Origin of the sequence: Thiorhodococcus mannitoliphagus, from assembly GCF_010915725.1 — a bacterium.
Taxonomy (GTDB): Bacteria; Pseudomonadota; Gammaproteobacteria; order Chromatiales; family Chromatiaceae; genus Thiorhodococcus; species Thiorhodococcus mannitoliphagus.
The window spans coordinates 21,691-42,857 of record NZ_JAAIJR010000041.1 but is presented as its reverse complement, the minus strand read 5'-3'; the positions used below and the strand labels follow the sequence as shown (position 1 = coordinate 42,857).

The window sequence follows — 21,167 nt, the reverse complement described above, 5'->3', positions numbered from 1 at the left end:
CCTTTCGCAAAGGGGGGCTAGGGGGGATTTCGGGCGGCATCGCTCGCATCGGGAAACAATTGATGGACACTTGCTAAGGCGTTGCGAGCCCATGTTCGCCGCCTTGGAGATCAGGCCGGCGGCGCCGTCGCGATCATCGACGGGCGCTGGCTGAATTCCGCATACCAGTCGGCCAACGCGGGACGTGTATCCCGCCACTCGCCGGCCGCGCCGCGCAGGTCCAAGTAGCCCAGTGCGGCAGCGACCGCGATGGTGCCCAGATCGACGCGCTCCTTCAGCGCCTCGACGTCCTGCTCAAGGCTGTCCAAGGAGCGCTCGATGGCGCGCCGCTTGAGGTCCAGCCACCAGTCCCAGCGCAGTGCCTCCGGGCGCTTCTCCAATTCGATGAAGATGAGGATGGCGCAGTCCATGATGCCGTCCGCCAATGCCTGATCGCAGAGGACTCGGCAATGCATCTCGCCGGTCCGCGGGATCATGGGCCGTCCGACCTGTTGGCGATCCAGGTACTCGCAGATCACCGCGCTATCGAAGAGCGCCCGGCCGTCGTGGAGCACGAGGGTTGGGACCATGGATAGCGGATTTTCGCGGGTCAGTTCCTCTGGCTCGGACCAGCCGTCGATCGTCTCGATCTGGACCTGGTCGATGAACCCCGTCTCATGCAGCAGGACCGTGACTTTGCGCGCATAGGGTGAGGTGAGTGAGTTGCGAAGCAGCATGATGTCCCCCCGTGTGTGAACTGCAACCTGGAGCCGGGAGTTTACGCTGGATCCCAATCCCTGACTGCGGATTTTTAGAAGTTTAGCGAATACTGATGCTTCTGGCCTCTCTCCTCGGCGGCCTGGGCCAGGTAGAAGCCAGGCGATGGCATTGAACTCGGGATTCCTCAGGGTGCCGATCACCTCGCGGCGCACCAATCCCATTTCTTCGATTGATCCGGCAGGGAAAGAAGCAGGTGCCGCCGGTTGCGCCCTCGGCCGCGCCCAGATCGTGCCGAGCGTGGCAAGGCCGCCCGCGCGACATTGACCGGCTGCCCTTAAGGTTTTCTTAAGGCTCAATGCATTAGGGTGATCGTCACTTGACCCAGCTGCGTCCAGCGTGACAGGCGTCCTGCTCTTCAGGGCTCGCTGCCGAGGCCGCTCAGTGCTCGACAGATTTGGCCTGACACGCCGGAAGGGGCAAGAAATTGATAAATAGCTGCGAAATGCGAACTCCGTCTAGCTAAAGCAAGTTTTTTATCACGATAATTGTCTGGCGGGACAAGGATTGATAATTATCATGGACTTTGCTGCGTTCGCAGCATGCTGGAAGCGCCGCTCGGCCGCGATGCGCGAGGAGTCTGCCTTTCTGCGGCCCCCCTAAATCCATGAGGAGGCACGCTAGATGAGCTGCGACGAAACCTTTACCGAATTCCTCACGCGCCGAGGTGTATCGCGCAGATCCTTCTTGGCCTTTTGCGCCACGACCGCCTCGGCGCTCGCCCTGCCCGCCGAGGCGGCGCGACAACTGGCCGCCAATCTTGCGACAGCCAGGCGACCGAGCGTCATCTGGTTGTCCTTTCAAGAATGCACTGGCTGCACCGAATCCCTGACCCGCTCCGGTGCGCCGACGGTGGAGGCGCTGATCCTGGATCACCTCTCGCTGGACTATCATCACACCCTGCAGGCGGCCTCTGGAGCGGCGGCCGAGCAGGCGCGACGCAACGCCATGGCGGCCAACTACGGGAGCTATGTCCTCGTGGTCGATGGATCCATACCCACGGCAGACGGCGGGGTCTGGTCGACGATCGCCGGTGTCACCAACCTGGAGATGCTCCGCGAGACCATGGAGGGGGCCGCCCTGGTGATCGCGGTTGGGACCTGCGCCGCCTATGGCGGTATTCCAGCCGCCGCTGCGGTCACCGCGCCCCGCCTGAATCAGAGCGGAGCGCGCAGTGTCGGCGATTTGATGGATGCCGGCGCCATTCCGTCACTCCCCCTTGTCAACGTGCCGGGCTGCCCGCCGGTCCCGGACGTGATTTCCGGCACCATCGCTTACTTCCTCGCCAACGGGTCATTGCCCGAGCTGGACGATCAGAACCGCCCCCGGGCCTATTACGGCAAGACGGTGCATGAGCGGTGCCCGCGGCTCTCGCACTACCGAAATGGCGAGTTCGCCTTCGCCTTCGACGATGAGGGGGCGCAAAAGGGGTATTGCCTCTACCTGCTGGGCTGCAAGGGACCGGAGACCCACAACGCCTGCCCAAAGGTGCGCTGGAATCTCAATACCAGCTTTCCGATGCACTCGGGTCACGGGTGTTTGGGCTGCTCCGAGGCCGCGTTCTGGGATCGTGCCATGGCGGTGGACGGCAGCGGATTCACCGGAAGCTGCTTCTACCCCGACATCCGCCCCTGAGTCGACGGGGCTCCTGACTTCCAACCGCGCCGCCCGATTGCGTCCACGGGCGGGCGTGCCCGCCAGGTGCAAGGCGCTGGGCGGGCGTCATCGAACGGAGAGAATCCATGAGCACTGTCGTCGTCGACCCGGTCACGCGTATCGAGGGTCATCTGCGTATCGAGGCGGAGACCGAGAACGGAATCATTTCCCGCGCCGCAAGCTCCGGCACCATGCTGCGCGGGATCGAAAATGTCCTCATCGGTCGCGACCCGCGCGATGCCTGGGCCATCGCTCAGCGTATCTGCGGGGTCTGTACCCTGGTCCACGGGATCGCCTCGGTGCGGGCGGTGGAAAATGCCCTGGCCTACCCCATCCCGCCCAACGCGGAGTTGATCCGTAACCTGATGATCGGCGCCCAGTTCGTCCACGATCATGTCATGCACTTCTACCACCTGCACGCCTTGGACTGGGTGGACGTGGTCTCGGCGCTGGACGCGGATCCGAAGGCGACCTCGGATCTGCAGAAGTGCCTGAGCCCCTGGCACAATTCGTCGCGGTCATACTTCGCGGATGTGAAAGAGCGCCTGAGCGGATTCGTCGGCAGCGGTCAGCTCGGTATCTTCGCCAACGGCTATTGGGGGCATCCCGAGTACAAGCTGCCCCCCGAGCTGAACCTTCTTGCCTTCGCTCACTATCTCGAAGCCCTCGACTGGCAGCGCAAGGCGTCTCGGCTGCATGCGCTCTTCGGCGGCAAGAACCCGCACCCGAACTTCATCGTTGGCGGCGCCCCCTGCGCGCTGGACGGCAAGTCGGGCGCGACCGCCCTGGATGCTCAGGGCCGCGCCTTGGTCGTGGATGTCATTGCGGACATGCGTCGCTTCGTCGATGAGGTCTATGTCCCGGATACCCTGGCCATCGCCCGTTACTACAAGGATTGGGCCAGGCGCGGGGAGGGCGTTGGGAACTTCATGACCTACGGTGAGTTCCCTGATCCCTTCTTCGGAGCCGACGACACGAGCCGGCTCTTCGTCCCCCGTGGGGTCATTCTCAACCGGGATCTTTCCAACATCCATCCGGTGGATCTGGACGACGAGACTCAAGTGCAGGAGTACGTCAGTCACTCTTGGTACAACTACAGCGGCGGCCAGGATCAACCGCTGCACCCCTATGCGGGCGAGACGCGTCCCAATTACACGGGGCCTCAGCCGCCCTACGACAACCTCGCGATGGATCAGGCGTATTCCTGGCTCAAGTCGCCGCGCTGGAAGGGCAAACCGATGGAGGTCGGTCCCCTCGCGCGGGTGCTCATGCTCTATGCCTCCGGGCACGCCGAGACCAAGGCGTTGGTGGACGGAACGCTCTCGCAACTCAAGCTGCCTCAGGGCGCGCTCTTCTCAACCCTCGGGCGCATCGCCGCCCGCACCCTGGAGACCAAGCTGCTCGCCGACAAGATGTCGGTCTGGTGCGACCAACTGCTGAGCAACCTCCAGGCGGGAGACAGTCGCACCCACAACGACGACTTCTTCTATCCAGACACTTGGCCGACCAGTGCCCAGGGCGCCGGTTACACCGAGGCCCCGCGCGGCGCGCTGGCTCACTGGGTCGTGATCGAGGACGGGCGCATCGCCAATTACCAGGCGGTGGTTCCCAGCACCTGGAACGCGGGGCCGCGGGATGCCCAGGGGCAGGAGGGGCCTTATGAGGCCGCGCTGCGGGGGCATCGTATCCACGACGCTCAGCAGCCGCTCGAGATCCTGCGGACCATCCACAGCTTCGACCCCTGTCTCGCTTGCGCGGTGCATCTGGTTGATCCGGATGGAGAGTCGCTGGTGCGGGTTACGGTTACCTGAACCCCGTCCGGCATGGTCGGCGTGGTCTCGCGCATGGAATGGATTCCAGGCGTATCCGCGCCAACAAGCGTCCCATCGATCGCTCCTGCTGACCGCGAGGCCGTGGTCGGCCAGGAGACGAGCGCTTCACTCTGGACGCGGTTTGACGATTTTCGAGACTCGATATGCCTCATTCAAAGATGCCCCATTCGATCAAGAAACCTTCCTGGGCGGTCCTGATGGTGCTGCTCTCGGTGTGCCTTGGGTCCGGACCAGCGGCGGCCAAAAGCGCTAATGACTACGGTCCAGCCGTCGACACCTATTGCCAAAGCCTAGACGGATCCGCCCCCTTTACGTCGCAGGGCTGTCAGCTCTGTCATCTGAGTTCGAACTACTCGACTCCCAAGGGCAGCACCTGGGATTGGTATGGGAGCGGCAATTTCAGCCCCTTCTGCACCGGCCCTGTGGCCAATCGCGCTCCAAACGGCACCATTACGGACCCGGCCTCCAACCAGCAGATTGCGGTTGGCGGCACCCTGATCTTCCAAGGCACGGGCTCGGATCCGGATGGCGACTCCCCACTGAGCTATAGCTGGAACTTCGGCGTCTCCACCGCGACCGGCGCTGGCCCCCATGTGGTGTCTTATCCGAATGCAGGGACCTATACCACCACCCTGACGGTCTCTGACGGCGCGCTCTCGGATCCGACTCCGGCGACCAGAACCATCAGTGTTCAGGCGGCATGCGCCGGTGCGGATGCTGACGGCGATGGCTACTACGCCAGCGGTGTCAACTGCGGCCCGCTGGATTGCAACGACAGCGATCCAGCCGTGAACCCTGGCGTCGTCGAGATCTGCGGGGACGGCATCGACAACAACTGCGACGGCCTAAATGCCTCCTGCTCTGCGGCGTGTCTCGACAACGATGGCGATGGCTACAGCCCGGACGGCGGGATTTGCGGCCCCGAGGATTGTGATGATACCGACTCGAACATCAATCCCGGCGCCATCGAGATCTGCGACGACCGTGTCGACAACGACTGTGACTGGGCCATGGATGAGAGCGACGAGGAATGCAACGGTCGGGACTGTCTTGGCGAGAATTTCCCTGTCTCGGACCTCGGTCTGCTCATCAGTCGAGATCCCTCGCACGACCCCGCCGAGCCGCTCGACGGACTCACCGTCTCCGGCGATATCTATGTCTTCATCCCCGAGGTGTCGGGCATTACGGCGGTTCGCTATTACCTCGACGAAAACCTGTACACCAGCCTTTCCCGGGCGCCTTGGGACTTGGTGAAGGGCGGGCAACCCTTCGACACCCGGACCCTCGACAACGGTTGGCACTCGATCCGTGTCGAGGTCGACCTGAGTGGCCAGAGGACTGGTGATGATGATGACGACGAGGATCGGGATGATCGGGATGATGACCGTGATCGGAGCTACAGCCGCGAGCGAGACGATGACGATGACGATGACGGCGAGCGGAGTGCGAGGACTCAGACGACCAACGCCAGCTTCCTGGTCGAGAATCTATCCCAGAATCAGGCGCCAAGCTGTGCCATCGACGCCCCGGCCGACAATAGGACCATCAGCGAGGGTGAAGCCCTTGACTTCGCCGGGACAGGGGCGGATCCCGACGGCAACCTGCCCTTGACCTACGCCTGGAGCTTCGGCGGGGCTGCCGCCGCTTCCAGCGCCGAGGATCCAGGAGCGGTGACCTTTAACCAGGCCGGCAGCTACCAGATTAGCTTCGTGGTCACCGACAGCGCCGGTCTACCCTGCCCCGAGCACGCCACACGATGGATTAGGGTCGAGGAGCAATCCGGCGAGGACGACTTTAGCGCGCATGCCATCAGCACTCGCTATGTCAAGGATGGGCACGAGGACGACTGGAAGCGTCGCCCTGATTTCTGCCGGACCTGCCATGGTGCCGACCTCCGGGGAACCGCCGCGTCCGCGACCTTTGCCGCCCGCGTCTGGCCCTCCAAGGAGCGTCAGCCCGATGGCTCAAGGCTCAAGCACTATGCCAAGGGAGACATCGTCGGCTGTCTGGAGTGTCATCGGGCGCCGGAAGACGAGGATGACGACGACCGAGATGACGATGATGACGATAGGGATGATGGCGATAGGGATGATGGCGACCGAGATGACGACGATAGGGATCGGGATAGGGACGACTAAGAAAGTGACCATCAACACCTTCCCCCCTTTCGCAAAGGGGGGCTAGGGGGGATTTCGGGCCGGATCGCTCGTATCGGGAAACAATTGATGGGCGCTTTCTAAGGTAGTGTCCGTCAACAACTTCCCCCCTTTCGCAAAGGGGGGGGCAGGGGGGATTTCGGGCGGGATCGCTCGTATCGGGAAACAATTGACGGGCGCTTTCTAAGGGGCGATAGGCCCCCATTCGTCGCCATGCCATCTGATCGCGCGGGCAGGGAGTGCCCGCCCAATCCGCCCTCTCGGCACAGCGTCTTTGAGCATCCGTTCGCGCTGACATTGAGGTTGTGCCACGCGTTTTTCTCAAAATCAGCCGCTATGCGAAGGTCGCGACTAGGAGCCTGTCCGACTTGGGGGGGTCGAAGCGAGGAAGTGGGAGAGCGAGGCCATTTCGTTCCGGTTTTGAGGCGCATAGTGGTTCTATGTAACGAAAAAGCGGGGCGAAAGGGACCGTTCTCCCGATTCCGCAGCCGATTCATCCTAAGTCGGACAGGCTCCTAGGCAAAGATTCCTTGTTGACGTTCGCATAGGACGCGGCAAGTCTCGCGTCTTCGCGGCGAAATTCGCGCCCCCAGCCAGCATCTGTGGACTTGACGATCTCTTCGCCTTCCAGGTCGAATATCCAGTCCTCGATCCCGCCCTGCATCTTGATCCCGCCCTGCATCTTGATGACCTGATAGCCCAGTTTGCTCAACATCAAGGTCGCAACCGAGCTGCGCCTGCCTGGTTGAGTTCATCAAGGCGCTGCCGCAGCTGACAAAAGAAGGTCGTGCAAGGATCGAAGTCTTGTTCTCTGGTGCGAACATGGACTGCAGTTTAGCTGACGAGGTATCCAGTCAGGTTTAGCGAGCATCCCCGGAGGGTTCGATGAGTCCCGCAGATTTCCAAGGTCGCGCAACGGTGGCGGAAGATTTTCGTCTTGCCCGGCGTCGCGCTGCGCTGCGATCGATTGTTGCCCGCTTGAGCGGAAAATCTGCCGAGCTCCTATCCTACGAGGACGTAAGGCAAAAGCTGCGGGGGCGCGAGACGTCGGCCCGCAAATTGACAGATATTCCGCTGAACGCAATCGTTGGCAGCTCGGGACGCTACAAGGAGTTTACGCGTGACTTCTTGCCCGGCAAGACCGTCGACGCAGACCGCTGGATACGCGTGAAGCTGGCGATGATCGGTGCGCGAGGGGTACCCCCGATCGAGGCCTATCGGATCGGTGATGTCTACTTCGTGCTGGACGGCAACCATCGCGTATCCGTTGCGCGCGAGATGGGGTTGACCCATCTGGAAGGCTATGTCACCGAGGTGAAGACGCGATTGGCCCTCTCGGCCAACGTCCGCCCCGATGATCTCATCGTACAGGCGGAGTACACCGACTTCCTCGAGCGAACCCAGCAGGATGTGTTGCGACCAGACGCCGATCTGCGGCTGACCGCCTCCGGGCGCTACCCAATCCTGTTGGAGCACATCGACGTTCATCGCTATTACTTGGGCCTCGATCAGCGCCGAGAAATACCCTACGCGGAGGCCTTCACAAGCTGGTTCGACAATGTCTATCTGCCGGTCGTGCAAGTCATTCGCGAACGAGGACTGTTGCGGGATTTTCCGGAGCGCACCGAGACCGACCTCTATCTGTGGATCTCGCAGCACCGTGGTGAGCTTGAAAAAGCGCTCGGCTGGCAGATCAGCGCCGACACGACCGCTCGCGACCTAAAACCCCACCACGACGCCGGTCATCGGTCTATCCCCGCCAGAGAGCGCCTGTTACAGGTGCTGACGGTAGACCAGCACCCGGCGACTCAACGCGTGCCGACAGCAGAGCAGCTGCGGCCACGACCTGAGCGAAAAGATCGCGTCGTCGACGCCCTGCTGGTGGCGATCGATGGCGAAGAGTCCGGCTGGAATGCATTGGACCAGGCCTTGCTGACGGCTCGCCAAGAAAACGCGCGCCTGCTTGGGCTGCACGTCGTCCCCACAGAAGACCGTCGTTCGAGTCCGCAAGTCAAGGCCATCGAGGAGGCGTTCGAGCAGCGCTGCCGTAACGCCCAGATTTCGGGACGACTCGCGGTCGACGTCGGCAAGACTGCGGAAACCATCTGCAAGCGCGCGCGCTGGGCCGACCTGGTGATCACTGGCCTGGTGCCGCCGGCAAAGGGGGGTATCCGAACCCGGCTCGGCTCCGAGTTTCGCACCTTGATGCGCTGCTGCCCGCGATCCGTCTTGGTCGTCCCTGGTAAGTACGGTCCGCCGCAGCATGCCCTGCTTGCCTATGACGGCGGCCCCAAATCCGAAGCCGCGCTCTATGCGGCCACCTACCTGGCCGGCTGGCGGTCGCTTACCCTGGCCATCGTTACGGTCAGCGACAGCGTCCAGCGCGCGTCACGCATTCAAGCCCCGGCTCGATCCTACCTGGAGCAGCATAGTATCCAGGCCGAGTGGATCCCGCGCAAAGGTCCGGTCGCACAAAGGATTTTGCAGGAGGCGAGGGAGCGCGAGATCGATCTCATTCTGATGGGTGGCTACGGATCCATTGCGATGGTTGAGGCGGTATTCGGCAGCACCGTGGACGATGTGCTGCGAATGAGCAAGAGCCCTGTCTTAATCTTGATGTAAAGGACCATGGAAAACGGCACTTCAATACTCGAAAAGATGGTACCCGTAGCCATTGATGATGACTGTCTTGCCGTATTGGCATCGGCGTGGATTGCTTGAATAATCGAGATGGGCGTGACCGTGAAGAAAATACTTGGGTTGATAAGCGCCGATAATGTCTCGAAATATCTTGAAGCCGTGATGCGCTGTGTCCGCCAGGTCATTCAAACCCAAGGCTGGCGCATGGGTCACTAGAATATCGATCTGTCCGCCTTTCCACCACAATGCCGGTTTCATCCTGAGGAATCGGCGTTTCATTTCGGCCTCGGTATATTGGTATGGCCCTGGCTTGTAGCGCATCGACCCGCCCAGGCCCATCATGGTTACGCCTTCATGGGTGATCACCTTGCCGTCTAGGAGCGTCCATCCTGATGGCGGGCTCTCGATGAAGCTGACATCATGATTTCCCGGGACGTAGTAACAGGGCACATTCAACATCGATAGGACGAAATCCAGGTAGCCCGGGGCCAAGTCACCACAAGAGATAACGAGATCCACCTGCTCAAACACCTCTGGATCATAATGATCGTACAAGGCGGGCGATACCGCGTCTGAGATCAATAAGATCTTCATTGGTGACATGCTGATTTAGACTTTCTTCCGTCTGCTCTCTCTTGTGCTATGGCAATGCCATTCCAGCAGCACTGCCGCTCGTGGCCTCATTGCAATCTCGCGATAAGCGCTCTCGAGTCTGACGCCTATATTCGCGCGGTGTCATCTTTTTATGCTCAAGAAACCGGCGGTTGAAGTTGGCGATATTGGTGTATCCAACGTCGTAACAGATGCTGGTGATGTGCTGATCGGTCGTAGACAACAATTCGCATGCCTTACCGATCCTGATCTGAGCCAGGAATCCGCAGAATGTGGTGCCAGTCGTTTTGCTGAAGAAACGAGAAAAATAGCTTGCGTTCATATTGAGTAGATTCGCAGCCTGGCTGAGCGATATCTTCTCCTGGAAATGCTGCGCCATAAAATTCACGACGATGTTGATCTTCTCCACGGCAAGGTCATTGGCAATGGTCTCGACATAGCCCGCTGACAGCGTCCTTTGCTCAGAGTGCCGGGCCAACTCATGAAGAAATTGGCAGAAATAGCTGAGTCTCGTTAGGCCGGACGAATCGCGGATCTTGGACATATAGTGACTAGCTTGCTGCTGCATGCCCGCGAACTCGATGCCCAGGCGCGCACTCTCCATCAGGGGCAGGACTTCGCAGAACTCAGGCAGCAGTGCTGCGGCGCCTTCGATGGTCGAATGATCGAATTGCACAAGCATGTCACGCACGGCGATACGATCCGCGCACGCGATATCGCTGATCCAATTATGTGGTAGACGAGGCCCGGTAAGGATCAAGCAGCCGGGCTCGAACTCCCCGACGTAATCACCGACGAACACTCGGCCCGAAGACGCGACAATGTAGTGGAGTTCGTAGGCGTTGTGGTGATGCCAGCGTACCAGGGGGCTGGGATATCCATGCTCAAGATAGTGAATCGTTCCGGAGTGAGGTGGGCTGAGTTCGAACTCAGGGGCTCTGTCTTCACTATCTGAACCCTTCATGTTTTGAGGCTCCCGCGACTCATGGCGCAGATCCAGCCGTGTCCGACTTCGGTCGACGCCCGCGCATGACGCAGCAAAGACTCGATTGCCGCAGTCTGGTGTGAACTTGTCGACTGAAGCCAAGTGCCGGACCTCTGCTTAGAAAGCGTCCATCAACAACTTCCCCCCTTTCGCAACGGGGGGTAAGGGGGGATTTCGGGCGGCATCGCTCGCGTCGGGAAACGATTGATGGACACTTTCTTAACGCCGACTGGCACTGACGGATAGCGAGCGCAGGCTGGTCATATCCGAACCACACTGACAGAACGCCGTTATCTATAAGGTGGCTCAGGAGGCACGAGAAGCGGCGATGCTTTGTCATCTTCGAAAGTCTATTAGCGGTTACTCATGCATCTGCGCTGAGGCTGCGAAAAGCCCCGGTTGCGCCAGCTAGAGTCGTCCTGGATTGGGTCTTAACTGATTGTTTTGTAATGTACTTGTCGGGCTTTGCGCCAATCTTCCAAGGCCTGTGGTCTGTTCCGAGTATAGGACCTTCTTCGTGGAATCTGAAGTCTAGGAGGTAAAAAGAGTACTGATATTCTACAGATGGGTATGAGAAGTCTGTGCGTTGTTAGGCTAACTTCTGATGATCAGATTGATCGATCAATCAGATTGATCGATAAAGAAGAACAACTAGACCACAGGCGAGGAGAGGCAATGTCATGAAGAGTGCCCTATCGACAATCATCTGCACCCTCATGTTTGCGATGGTGGTCAGTCCCGCGCTGGCGCAATCACGGGTCATTAAGATTGCTACGGTCAACAATCCCGAGATGCTTGTGCTTCAGGAGTTGTCGAAGCAATTCGAGGAGCAGAATCCCGACATTCAACTCGATTGGCAGCTCTTCTCCGAAAACGAGCTTCGCAGCTATTTGGCCCGAAGCTACCTCCGACAGGTCGGTCGGGCATCGGAGCCAGCCCCTGGCGCGGGCCTGCCGCCGGAAGTAGAGCAGTTCGACATCGTTACCCTCGGCAACTACGACATCCCGATTTGGGTCAATTGGGGCTGGCTGGTGCCGCTGAAGGTCTTGCCCGCCAGTTACGATGTCAAGGATTTGCTGCCCCGGGTTCGGAAGGGCTTGTCGCAGGGAGGCGTGCTCTATGGTTTGCCTTTCTATGGCGAGAGTTCGATGACCTATTACAGGACGGATCTGTTCCAGAAAGCTGGGCTGACCATGCCCGATAACCCCAGTTACGAGGATATCGCGCAGTTCGCCAAGGCGGTTCACGATCCAGACAAGGAGGTTTATGGGATTTGCCTACGCGGCAAGGCCGGTTGGGGCGAGAACATGGCCTATGTGTCTACCTTGGTCAACACCTTCGGCGGTGGCTGGTTCGACGAGCATTGGAATACGACGATTGACAGCCCGGCGTGGAAAGAAGCGGTCGCCTTCTACATCGATCTGCTGCACAACTATGGCCCGCCGCATGCCACCCGAAATGGATACAAGGAGAACCTGGCGCTCTTTGCGCAAGGGCATTGTGGGATCTGGGTCGACGCCACCGTAGCCGCCGGATTCTTGTCCGACAACGCCAAGTCCAAGGTCTCCGGCAACCTCGGCTTCGCGGCGGCACCGATTGCGAAGACGCCGAAGGGGTCTCACTGGCTGTGGTCCTGGAATCTCGCGATCTCCGCCTCGGCCGAGGCTCCTGAAGAGGCCCTCAGGTTCCTGGTCTGGGCGACATCGAAAGACTACATCGATCGGGTCGCTCAGCAGGACGGTTGGGCTGCGGTTCCGCCGGGTACGCGCCAATCGACCTACAGCAACCCCGATTACCTCAAGGCAGCCCCTTTCGCGGGAGCCGTCCTTGATGCGATGCAAAGCGCTGATCCGAATGACAGCACACTGCAACCGACTCCCTATTCCGGAATTCAGTTCGTCGCCATCCCCGAGTTCCAATACATCGGCACCCAAGTGGGGCAATTCATCAGTGCCGCCCTCGCGGGAAAGCTGTCGGTCGACAGCGCCCTCGCAGCCGCCCAGAACGCCACATCCCAGACCATGCGTTGGGCGGGTTACACCACCGGCTATCCGCAATAGGGTGCCCTTTGTGTGCCGCGCCCTCCCGTCCCGCGTGACGCCGAGCAGCCCCAAGCGCCTTGGGTTGTTCGTTCTCCGATGACAAGAATGTGTTGAACAGAGACTGGTAGAAGACTGACAACAATAACCAATCATCCCGAGGAGACACCGCCGATGAACCATCGATTCTTGACCGCCTCACTTGCCGCTGTCGCCCTGACCTTGTCCGCCGAGTCCGGGGCCGAAACCACGCTCAGTATCGGCACGGTGAACAACGGCGACATGATCATCATGCAAAAGCTCTCGCAGCAGTTCGAAGCGCAAAACCCGGACATCAAGCTCGATTGGGTGGTGCTGGAAGAGAATGTGCTGCGCCAGCGTCTGACCACCGACATCGCCACGGGTAGCGGCCAGTTCGACGTCGTCACCATCGGTACCTATGAGGTGCCGATTTGGGCGAAGCGCGGCTGGCTGGAAGGGCTGGACAATCTGCCGGCGGACTATGATGTCGACGATGTCTTAATGGCGGTCAGGGAAGGGCTGTCCTATGAGGGCAAGCTCTACGCCCTGCCGTTCTACGCCGAGAGTTCGCTGACCTTCTACCGCACCGATCTGTTCGAAAAGGCCGGACTGACGATGCCGGACCAGCCGACCTGGGATGTCGTCAAGCAATTCGCCGCGAAGCTGACAGACAAGGACGCCGGAATCTACGGCATTTGCCTGCGCGGCAAGCCGGGCTGGGGCGAAAACATGGCGCTCATTTCCACCATGGTGCATACCTTTGGTGGTCAGTGGTTCGATGAAAACTGGAACCCCACCATCGATTCGCCAGAATGGAAGAACGCGGTGGGCACCTATATCGATCTGTTGACAGAGTACGGACCGCCAGGTGCCAGCTCCAATGGCTTCAACGAGAATCTCGCGCTCTTCACCAGTGGTAAGTGTGCCATGTGGATCGACGCCACGGTGGCCGCGGGTCTGGTGTTCGATCCCGCCGAGTCTCAGGTGGCTGACAAGGTTGGCTTCGCTCAGGCCCCGATTGCGAAAACCCCCAAGGGCAATCACTGGCTTTGGTCCTGGGCGCTCGCGATCCCAACCTCGTCAGACGCCAAGGACGCGGCGCTGAAGTTCATCACCTGGGCAACCTCTAAGCCCTATGTCGAGCTCGTTGGCGAAAAGTTTGGTTGGGCCAAGGTCCCGCCCGGGACCCGCAAATCCACCTATGAAAACCCGCTGTACGTCGAGGCCGCACCCTTTGCCAAGCCTGTCTTGGAGGCGATTCAAACCGCCAATCCGTCGGACCAGACGCTGAATCCCGCACCCTATACCGGGATTCAGTATGTCGGTATTGCCGAGTTCCAGGGCATCGGCACCCAGGTCGGTCAGATGATGGCCGGTGTGCTGGCGGGACAGATGTCGGTCGATAACGCCCTGAGATCCGCGCAGTCGTCTGTCAAGCGCACCATGCGCCAGGCGGGCTATCCCAAGTAGAGCCGTGCCGTCCTTCCGCCTTCGATCTTCAGATCGGAGGTGGGAGGTCTGCAGCTTGAAATTGACGCCCGTCTTGAGGAGGTGACTCAAATGACCACTGCTGCAAATCCAAGCGTGACGGCTGGCGAGCAAAAACAAAAACGGACGAAGCGAGAGATCGACACGCGACCACTCTTGTGGCCATCGGTGATCGTTCTCTTTCTCTGGATGATCGTCCCGTTGGGGATGACGATCTATTTTTCGTTCATTCGCTATAACCTGCTCAATCCGGATATCTCCGGGTTCGCCGGCACCGAGAATTATGCCTTTCTGTTCGAAGACCCGGCGCTCTGGGCGTCCCTGTGGAATACCCTGATTCTGACCGGTTCGGTGCTGGTCATTACCGTGGTTTTCGGCACCCTGCTCGCTGTGCTCTACAACCGCGAATTCTTCGGTCGGGGCGTGGCGAGGTTGCTGGTCATTGCGCCCTTCTTCGTCATGCCGACGGTCAGCGCCCTGATCTGGAAGAACATGATGATGCACCCGGTCTATGGGTTCCTCAGTTGGCTGCAAAGCAGTGTCGGCTTGACCCCCATCGACTGGTTCACCCATTACCCGATGCTGTCCATCATCATCATCGTCTCCTGGCAGTGGGTGCCCTTTGCCTTCCTGATCCTGCTGACAGCCATTCAATCTCTGGACAAAGAGCAGCAAGAGGCCGCGCGCATCGACGGCGCCGGCCCCATTGCCATGTTCTTTCACATTACCCTGCCTCATCTGGCGCGGGCCATCTCGGTGGTCATCATGATCGAGACCATCTTCCTGCTGACCATCTTCGCCGAGATCTATGTCACGACCTCGGGCGGTCCAGGGCTGGCCACCACCAATCTCGCCTTCCTGATCTATTCCGTGGGTTTGTTGCAGTTCGACGTGGGCTATGCCTCCGCTGGCGGCGTCATCGCGGTAATCCTGGCCAATATCGTGGCCATCGTCTTGGTGCGTACCGTCTCTCGCAACCTGCATCAGACTTGATTGAGGAGCGACATCATGAAACAGATGGCCAACGAAAAACGATGGACCACGGTGATTGCCTGGCTCGTCGCCCTAGTGATCTTTTTTCCCATCTTCTGGATGGCACTGACCGCCTTCAAGACCGAGACCGAGGCATTCTCCGTCCCGCCGTCGCTCTTCTTTAGCCCGACGCTGGATAACTTCGTCGAGGTGTTCGCCCGTAGCGATTACCTCAAGTTCGCCTGGAACTCGGTCGCGGTGTCCTTCGGCTCCACGCTGCTGGCGCTCGCGTTCGCCATCCCGGCGGCCTACGCCATGGCCTTCTTTCCCACCAAGCGCACGCCTGGGACCCTGCTGTGGATGCTATCGACCAAGATGATGCCCCCGGTCGGCGTACTGATTCCCATCTACCTGTTGTTCAGGGATATGGGTCTGCTCGATACGGTCACCGGGCTCCTCATCGTCTTCACCCTGATCAACCTGCCGATCGTGATCTGGATGCTCTACACGTACTTCAAGGACGTACCCGGCGAGATCATGGAGGCGAGCCGTGTCGACGGCGCAACCCCCATGCAGCAGTTGTTCCTGCTGCTGATCCCGCTGTCGCTGCCGGGCATCGCCTCAACCGGTCTGCTGACGGTGATCCTGGCCTGGAACGAGGCCTTCTGGAGTCTCAACCTGACCAGCTCCCAGGGCGCGCCACTGACCGCCTTCATTGCGTCCTTCTCCAGTCCGCAGGGCCTGTTCTGGGCGAAGCTCTCGGCGGCCTCCGTGATGGCGATTCTGCCCATCATGATCGTTGGCTGGATGAGCCAGAAACAACTGGTCCAGGGGCTGACCTTTGGCGCCGTCAAATAAGATTTCAGCGGATCCTTTTGCGCGTTCGCAATCAATCCGACTGAGCTAAACGAGGAGTTCCGCAATGGCTGAGGTCACACTACGTAATATCCGCAAGGCCTATGGCGACGTCCAGGTCATCAAGGGTGTCGATCTGGAGATCAAGGACCGCGAGTTTGCCGTCTTCGTCGGCCCCTCCGGCTGCGGCAAGTCCACCCTGCTGAGGATGATCGCGGGACTTGAAGAGATCACCGACGGTGAACTCTCGATCGGCGGCCGCCGGGTCAACGATCTGTCCCCGTCGGAGCGGGGGATCTCCATGGTGTTCCAGACCTATGCGCTCTACCCGCACATGACGGTGCGGGAGAACATGGGCTTCAGCCTGAAGTTGGCCAAGTTGCCCAAGGCGGAGATCAAGCAGAAGGTCGACGAGGCGGCCCGCATCCTCAAGCTCGAGCCGCTGCTGGACCGCAAGCCCAAGGCGCTCTCCGGGGGTCAACGCCAGCGGGTCGCCATCGGTCGGGCCATCGTCCGCAATCCCCAGGTGTTTCTGTTCGACGAGCCCCTGTCCAACCTGGATGCGGCATTACGGGTGCAGATGCGCATCGAGATCGCCCGGATGCACAGCGATTTCGACGCGACCATGATCTACGTGACCCACGATCAGGTCGAGGCCATGACCATGGCGGACAAGATCGTGGTGCTGCGCGATGGGATCGTCGAGCAGGTGGGCTCGCCGCTGGAACTCTACCATCACCCGGGAAACCGCTTCGTCGCCAGCTTCATTGGCTCACCCACCATGAACTTTCTCGAGACCGAGATCCAGGCGATCGAGTCCGGAAGCGTCACGGTCGGGCTTCCGGGCGGCTCCCGGATCAAGGTTCCGGTTGAAGGGGAGGGCCACACACCCGGCGAGAAGGTCACCCTGGGCGTGCGCCCTGAACACATGGTCGAAGGCGGCGGGGCCGATGGGGAAATCAGGGCGAGCGTCCTGGTGGTCGAGCGGCTCGGCGGGTCGACCTTTACGCATGCGGAGGTCGAGGGCAACGAGGTCATCACCGCAGCCCTCGAAGGCAACAGTGAGGTGAAGATGCGCGATCAGGTGCTGCTCGGCATCAAGGCCGATACCTGTCACCTATTCGGCAGCGACGGCATCGCCTTCAAGCAGATCGAACGACACCCGCTCGCCGATATCGCGCGCGCCGCTCCAGCAGCGCACTGAAGAGCGCTGATCCTCGAGCAGGGCGTGTCTGCCATGCGGTCATGAGCCCCGCGCCCGTCAATCGTCATGAATCCCGAGAAGGGGTAAGCCAGAATGACCCAGGTCCAGACCGAGCGGCTGAAGGGTAAATCAGCAATCATCACGGGGGCTGCACGCGGAATCGGTCAGGCATTTGCTGCGCGCTATGTGCAGGAAGGTGCTCGAGTCGCCATCGCTGATATCAATATCGATATGGCTAAAGAGACTGCCAGCAAGCTCGGCGATGCTGCGATTGCGGTGCATCTCGATGTCACTCAACAGGATTCGATTGACGCTTCGGTGGAGCTGGTCGAGGAGTGCTTTGGTGGTATCGATATTCTCCTCAACAACGCGGCATTGTTCGATCTTGCGCCCGTCGTGGATATCACTCGGGAAAGCTACCAGCGGCTCTTCTCGGTCAACGTTCAGGGTGCCTTATTTATGCTGCAAGCGGTCGCCAAGTCCATGATCAGGGCAAATAAGGGCGGCAAGATCATTAATATGGCAAGCCAGGCGGGGCGTCGTGGAGAATCCTTGGTTACGGTTTATTGCGCGACGAAGGCGGCCCTCATCAGTATCACCCAATCCGCAGGGCTCGACCTCATTAAGTATGGTATTAATGTCAACGCCATCGCCCCTGGTGTCGTGGACGGGGATCATTGGGAGCATGTCGACGCCTTGTTCGCGCAATACGAGCATCGCCCCTTGGGAGAGAAGAAGCGGTTGGTCGGTGAGGCAGTGCCCTTTGGGCGGATGGGGCGCGCCGAGGATCTGGCCGGCATGGCGGTTTTTCTCGCCTCTGAAGAAGCAGACTACATTGTCGCGCAAACCTATAACGTCGATGGCGGAAACTGGATGAGCTGAGTCGCGCCGCAGCGACTTTCCAGTTCAACGCGACTTTTGAGAATGATTATGGCTACAAAGCTTTGCGCAAGGAATCTTGGCAGTATTTCCGCTGTCGCGGCAGTTCCTACCTATGATCGCGCACTCTTGTCACCCGGAATTCTGCATTTCGGCGTCGGAAATTTCCACCGCGCACACCAGGCCCTGTATCTCGATCGATTGTTCAATACGGGCGTCGGTCACGACTGGGCGATCATCGGCGCTAGCGTCATGTCGTCGGACGAGCGATTGCGGCAATCCCTCAAGGAGCAGGATTTTCTCAGTACGGTCGTGGAACAATCGGCGACCGAGAGCAACGCCCGAGTGACGGGTGCGATGGTCGATTTCTTGATGCCTGGAAACAGTGCGGACATCATTCGTTCACTCGCGGATCCGGCGATAAGAATCGTCTCCTTGACCATCACCGAGGGCGGCTACTTTATCAACCCGGGCTCAGGTGTATTCGATCCCAGGCACCCAGTGCTGATTAGCGATAGCGCCGATCCAGAGAACCCCAAGACCGTCTTCGGCTTGATGATCGCTGGCTTGAAAGAGCGCCGCAGCGCGGGCATTCCACCCTTCTCGATCTTGTCTTGCGACAACATCCCGCACAATGGTCGCGTGACTCGGGATGCAGTGGTCGGATTGGCGCGCTTGTCCGATCCCGGACTCGCCGATTGGATCCAAGACAAGGTGGCTTTTCCGAACAGCATGGTTGATCGCATCTCGCCGGCCACCAGCACGCGCGAGCGTGAACTCTTGGCGAGGGATTTCGGCATTGAAGACGCTGCGCCTGTGTTTTGCGAGCATTACTCACAATGGGTCCTAGAAGATCGGTTCACGAGCGGCCGACCTGCCCTTGAAACGGTCGGCGTCCAGTTCGTGCCCGATGTCACGCCTTACGAGACGATGAAGATCCGAATGCTCAACGGCGGACACGCGACCATTGCTTATGCGGCCGGCCTCTTGGGAATCCAGTATGCGCATGAGGCAATGGAGCATGCATTGCTGCGACCTTTCCTCGCGAAGGTCGAGCACGACGAAATCATCCCCATTGTTCCACCGCTTCCGACGACCGATCTCAATGCGTATTTCACCTTGATCGAGGAGCGGTTCTCGAATCCTAAGATTGCCGATACCGTGCGTCGGCTTTGCTATGACGGTTCCAATCGGCAGTCGAAATTCATCACCCCTTCGATCAATGACCGGCTCAAGGTGGGAGCCGATATACAGGGTTTAGCGCTGGTATCGGCGCTGTGGAGTCGCTATTGCTTCGGGACCCTGGAGAACGGCCAGGAGATCGAGCCGAATGATCCCGAGTGGAGTCGGCTGAACGCGGTCGCTCACTTGGCTCGGCAGGATCCGCTGGCCTGGCTTGCGATGGATGATATCTACGGCGAAGTCGGTCGGGTGCCGCTCTTCCAGGAGCGTTTTTCGGCGGCCCTTCTTGCCCTCTATGCGGAAGGTGTCGAGTCCGTCCTCGCAGGATATTTGGAGGGGGCGAGTTAAAGGGTTCAATGAACTGCGTATGCAGATTCCGGGGCAATGCCAACAACAATCAAATGATCGCGGAATTCGTAGAGCAGGGGTCGGCAGGGTTTGTCGGCTCACGCATCTCCGGCCGCATCACCAGCGGAGCGAACGCAATGACCAACCGAATCACGAGCCAAATGATTCAGGATGAATGCAACTGGATTGGGCCGGGCCTCCCGGCGACGGCCATCCTTCTGGCGTTGACAGCGCCAGGAGTTCTGGCATCGGACTATCCATCGAGCGACTACCTTCTCTCTGACTCTGAGACAAGGGATGCCTGGAAGGGGCATGGGGTCAGTTTCGGGCTCGGTTATACCTCAGAGCCCATGTTCAACATCGTCGGCGGGGAGAAGCTCGGCGGCACCTATGCCGACAACATCGCCCTGGAGTTTGGCTTCGATCTCGAACGCATTCTCGGCATTCCTGCGACTAACCTGGTGATCAAGGGGTCAAAACGAGATGGAACCTCGGTCTCGGAGCGCTTCGTCGCGCCTTCGGAGGGCGGAAACCAGTTCACCGTGCAGGAGCTCTACGGCGGGCAGAATGTCAAACTCGTCGATGTCCGGTTCAACACCCTGCTGTTGGATGAGCGGCTGATGCTCTCCTACGGGCGGCTCACGGCGAACAGCGACTTCCTGAGCTCGCCATTGAACTGCCAGTTCATCAACAATTCCTACTGCGGCAATCCAAAACCGGTCTTCCTGCAGAACCCCTTCACCTTTACCTCCTACCCGCTGGCAACCTGGGGCGCATTGGCTCGCTATGACACGCCGTCGCGTGTCTGGACCCTCCAGGCCGCCGTCTATGACGGCGATCCCACCGGCAAGGGAGGGGACCCGGCGAGCCCTGACCACAACCAACACGGCACCAGTTGGGGTGTGGGCAACAACGGGGTGACCATGGTTGGCGAACTCCACTACCACGTCAACCGCGATTCCGATACGGCCCTGCCGGGCACCTACAAGGTCGGCGGCTACTACATGACCGGCGACTTCCTGGACGTCGCGAGCACGGACAACTCCACTACGACCGGAAGTGCCATGGGTTGGGTGATGGCCGACCAGATGCTCTACCGGGAGAAGCCCGGCGCGGACCGGGGGCTGTGGGGTTTTGGCTCCCTGGTGTTCAGCTTCACCAATGACACCAACCCCATGCCCTGGTATGTCAGCGCCGGTCTCGTCTACGAGGGATTGTTCGAGGCTCGGCCGAGGGATACCACGGGTGTGGCCATCAGCAGTGGTTGGTTCGGTGATGAGGTCAACGTTGCGCGCACTGCCGAAGGCCTGCCGGAGAAAGACTATGAGGCGGTCATCGAACTGAATCACCAGTTCGTCCTCGGCAGGGGCATCAGCATCCAGCCGGATATCCAGTACATTATCCGTCCGGCGGGAACCGGCGACATCGATAACGCCTTTTTGATCGGCGCCCGGGTCAGCGTCAACTTTTGAGCGATTCGTCTACACTGCATCCAGGCTCAATGGTCCGATCAACAGCAAGCGCCTCGCACTCAGGGTGCGA

Annotated in this window: 16 protein-coding genes; 12 read left to right on the top strand and 4 right to left on the bottom strand. The window is 59.9% G+C overall.

What is annotated here, in order from left to right:
* Window positions 1-110: 110 nt before the first annotated feature.
* Window positions 111-716: a glutathione S-transferase N-terminal domain-containing protein gene (locus tag G3480_RS11805; protein WP_164654087.1), complete on the bottom strand. Its 606-nt coding sequence runs from the start codon at window positions 714-716 to the stop codon at window positions 111-113.
* A gap of 664 nt (window positions 717-1,380) precedes the next feature.
* Here G3480_RS11805 and G3480_RS11800 point away from each other — a divergent pair.
* The 3 genes from G3480_RS11800 (at window position 1,381) to G3480_RS11790 (ending at window position 6,382) form a co-directional block, all read left to right on the top strand.
* Window positions 1,381-2,391: a hydrogenase small subunit gene (locus G3480_RS11800; protein WP_164654086.1), complete on the top strand. Its 1,011-nt coding sequence runs from the start codon at window positions 1,381-1,383 to the stop codon at window positions 2,389-2,391.
* Between the two features lie 107 nt (window positions 2,392-2,498).
* Window positions 2,499-4,223, top strand: a complete 1,725-nt coding sequence (locus tag G3480_RS11795) for a nickel-dependent hydrogenase large subunit (RefSeq protein ID WP_164654085.1) — start codon at window positions 2,499-2,501, stop codon at window positions 4,221-4,223.
* A gap of 164 nt (window positions 4,224-4,387) precedes the next feature.
* The gene (locus G3480_RS11790; protein WP_164654084.1) at window positions 4,388-6,382 is read left to right on the top strand and encodes a PKD domain-containing protein; all 1,995 of its coding nucleotides are present in this window, start codon (window positions 4,388-4,390) and stop codon (window positions 6,380-6,382) included.
* A 511-nt stretch (window positions 6,383-6,893) separates the two neighbouring features.
* Here the strand turns inward: G3480_RS11790 and G3480_RS11785 are convergent.
* Window positions 6,894-7,115, bottom strand: coding sequence for a hypothetical protein (locus tag G3480_RS11785; RefSeq protein WP_164654083.1), 222 nt, complete (start codon window positions 7,113-7,115; stop codon window positions 6,894-6,896).
* A gap of 344 nt (window positions 7,116-7,459) precedes the next feature.
* Here G3480_RS11785 and G3480_RS11780 point away from each other — a divergent pair, with 344 nt between their 5' ends.
* Window positions 7,460-9,022: a universal stress protein gene (locus tag G3480_RS11780; protein WP_164654082.1), complete on the top strand. Its 1,563-nt coding sequence runs from the start codon at window positions 7,460-7,462 to the stop codon at window positions 9,020-9,022.
* A 21-nt stretch (window positions 9,023-9,043) separates the two neighbouring features.
* On the opposite strand, the gene G3480_RS11775 is transcribed toward G3480_RS11780, so the two are convergent.
* The gene (locus G3480_RS11775) at window positions 9,044-9,634 is read right to left on the bottom strand and encodes a metallophosphoesterase family protein (RefSeq protein ID WP_164654081.1); all 591 of its coding nucleotides are present in this window, start codon (window positions 9,632-9,634) and stop codon (window positions 9,044-9,046) included.
* Between the two features lie 46 nt (window positions 9,635-9,680).
* A complete protein-coding gene (locus G3480_RS11770; RefSeq protein ID WP_164654080.1) occupies window positions 9,681-10,616 on the bottom strand; it encodes an AraC family transcriptional regulator in 936 nt (311 codons plus the stop codon).
* Window positions 10,617-11,317: 701 nt separating this feature from the next.
* Between G3480_RS11770 and G3480_RS11765 the strand changes: the two genes are divergently transcribed.
* The 8 genes from G3480_RS11765 to G3480_RS11730 all read left to right on the top strand — a co-directional run bounded on the left by G3480_RS11765 (window position 11,318) and on the right by G3480_RS11730 (window position 21,097).
* A complete protein-coding gene (locus G3480_RS11765; RefSeq protein WP_206171684.1) occupies window positions 11,318-12,697 on the top strand; it encodes an ABC transporter substrate-binding protein in 1,380 nt (459 codons plus the stop codon).
* A 153-nt stretch (window positions 12,698-12,850) separates the two neighbouring features.
* Entirely contained in the window at window positions 12,851-14,167 is a 1,317-nt protein-coding gene (locus G3480_RS11760) for an ABC transporter substrate-binding protein (RefSeq protein ID WP_164654079.1), read from the top strand.
* A 90-nt stretch (window positions 14,168-14,257) separates the two neighbouring features.
* On the top strand, window positions 14,258-15,178 hold the full coding sequence (locus tag G3480_RS11755) for a carbohydrate ABC transporter permease (protein WP_164654078.1): 921 nt from the start codon (window positions 14,258-14,260) through the stop codon (window positions 15,176-15,178).
* 15 nt (window positions 15,179-15,193) lie between these two features.
* Entirely contained in the window at window positions 15,194-16,015 is an 822-nt protein-coding gene (locus G3480_RS11750; RefSeq protein WP_206171683.1) for a carbohydrate ABC transporter permease, read from the top strand.
* A 64-nt stretch (window positions 16,016-16,079) separates the two neighbouring features.
* Complete coding sequence (locus G3480_RS11745; RefSeq protein ID WP_164654077.1) at window positions 16,080-17,216, top strand: ABC transporter ATP-binding protein; 1,137 nt, start codon at window positions 16,080-16,082, stop codon at window positions 17,214-17,216.
* 93 nt (window positions 17,217-17,309) lie between these two features.
* Window positions 17,310-18,098: an L-iditol 2-dehydrogenase gene (locus G3480_RS11740; protein ID WP_164654076.1), complete on the top strand. Its 789-nt coding sequence runs from the start codon at window positions 17,310-17,312 to the stop codon at window positions 18,096-18,098.
* Between the two features lie 126 nt (window positions 18,099-18,224).
* Window positions 18,225-19,625, top strand: a complete 1,401-nt coding sequence (locus G3480_RS11735; protein WP_206171682.1) for a mannitol dehydrogenase family protein — start codon at window positions 18,225-18,227, stop codon at window positions 19,623-19,625.
* Window positions 19,626-19,762: 137 nt separating this feature from the next.
* Window positions 19,763-21,097 (top strand): carbohydrate porin, encoded by a 1,335-nt coding sequence (locus G3480_RS11730; RefSeq protein ID WP_240905769.1) that lies wholly within the window; start codon window positions 19,763-19,765, stop codon window positions 21,095-21,097.
* Window positions 21,098-21,167 lie beyond the last annotated feature (70 nt).